1 protein-coding gene is annotated in these 1,465 nt (G+C 68.3%); it reads right to left on the bottom strand.

Annotation, left to right across the window (positions count from 1 at the left end):
* Positions 1-446 precede the first annotated feature (446 nt).
* Positions 447-1,465, bottom strand: a 1,019-nt coding sequence (locus tag ACCC94_RS29650; RefSeq protein WP_413353161.1) for a FimV/HubP family polar landmark protein, incomplete at its 5' end; no start/stop codon positions are given.

Raw genomic sequence — 1,465 nt, 5'->3', positions numbered from 1 at the left:
CCCCCCCCGTCCCGCCCCCGCTGCGCGCCCCCGGGGTGGGGGGGGGGGTGCGCCCCGCCGGCGCCCCCCCCCCCCCCCCGCTCCTACAGACGGGCAGGTGCTGTAGCCGGCATGGCCCGCCCTTCCATTTCTTGCGGACGGCGGATCGGGCAATCAGATCGTAGGGCGCATAACGCGCCAGCGTTATCCGCCGCGAGGCAATCGGCGGAAATTCCGTTCCGGGTTATGCGCCCTACGGTCCGAAGCCTTGCACAGAAGAAACAGGCAACCTGTAGGAGCGAGCTTGCTCGCGAACGGCGTTTGCCGGCGGGTTTGCAGGGAGACGGTTCGCGAGCGAGCTCGCTCCTACAGACGGGCAGGTGCTCCGACCGGCATGGCCACCCTTCACTTTCCTGCGCCCAAGAAAAAACCCGGCATCGGCCGGGCTTTTTCGTGCGGGCTGCGGATCAGGCGATCAGCGCCAGCAGTTCGCGCGCTTCGGCCTTGGCCTTGGAGTCGCCGCTGGCGATCACCTGCTTGAGGATGCCGTAGGCCTCTTCCAGGTTGCCCTGGTCGATGCACTGGCGGGCGCGGTCGAGGCTGGCGAGCAACTCGTCATGCTCATGGCTGATGTCGTCGGGCAGGTCGAAGGACAGCTCTTCATCCACCTGGGCCTTGCTGCCATGGCCGAACATCTCGCCATGCTCGCCCAGATCCAGCTCGGTGATTTCCGGCAGCTCGTGCAGGTTGCTGCGGAAGTCCGACGGCACTTCCTGTGCGGCCCTGGGTGCAGCCTTGCCCTGTCTGGGCGACTCGAAGGGGTTGTCGAGCTTGTCCCAGTCCAGGTCCAGCGACAGGTCGCTGAGGTTCATGGCGAAATCCGGCTGCTCCTGGCTGGCCTTGGGCTGCTCCAGAGGAGTGCTCACGGGTTCTCCCAGTTCGAGGTCGTCCCAGTCGGTGAGGGTCTCGCCGGTGGGCGGCTGCAGGGTGTCTTCCGGGCGGATCATCATGGCCGGATAGCGCGACTTGAGCTGATCGATCTGCTTCTGATCGCCGCCGGCGGCCACCAGGGCGTGCTCTTCCTCATGGAAGCCTGCCACATCGCCCAGTTCGGCCAGCACCAGCAGCAGCTTCATGCGCAACTCGCGGCGGCCCGGCTCGGCATTGACGGCCTTGCGCAGCATGTCGCGGGCCTGGGTGAAGCGGCCGTAGGCGATGTAGATATCCGCGCCTTCCAGGCTGTCCGCACTGGCAGCCGGCAGGCGGGCGACGCCCGCTTCCGGCGTGGCCACCACCACCGGGTGCGGCAGCGGAACCGGAGCCACGACGGCAGCCGCCAGTGGCTTGGCCTGCGGAAGCGGCTTCAGCGGCTCGGCAGCTGCTGCGCGCAGCGGCGGCATCTCGACCGGTTTTTCCTCGCGCTTGCGCCGGGCGAACAGCAGACCGACCAGCAGCGCACCGAGGGCACCCGCGCCCAGCCAGGGCC

This window comes from Pseudomonas sp. Pseusp97, from assembly GCF_047304025.1.
In the GTDB taxonomy this organism is placed as follows: Bacteria; Pseudomonadota; Gammaproteobacteria; order Pseudomonadales; family Pseudomonadaceae; genus Pseudomonas.
This window is presented reverse-complemented; position numbering and strand designations above follow the sequence as displayed.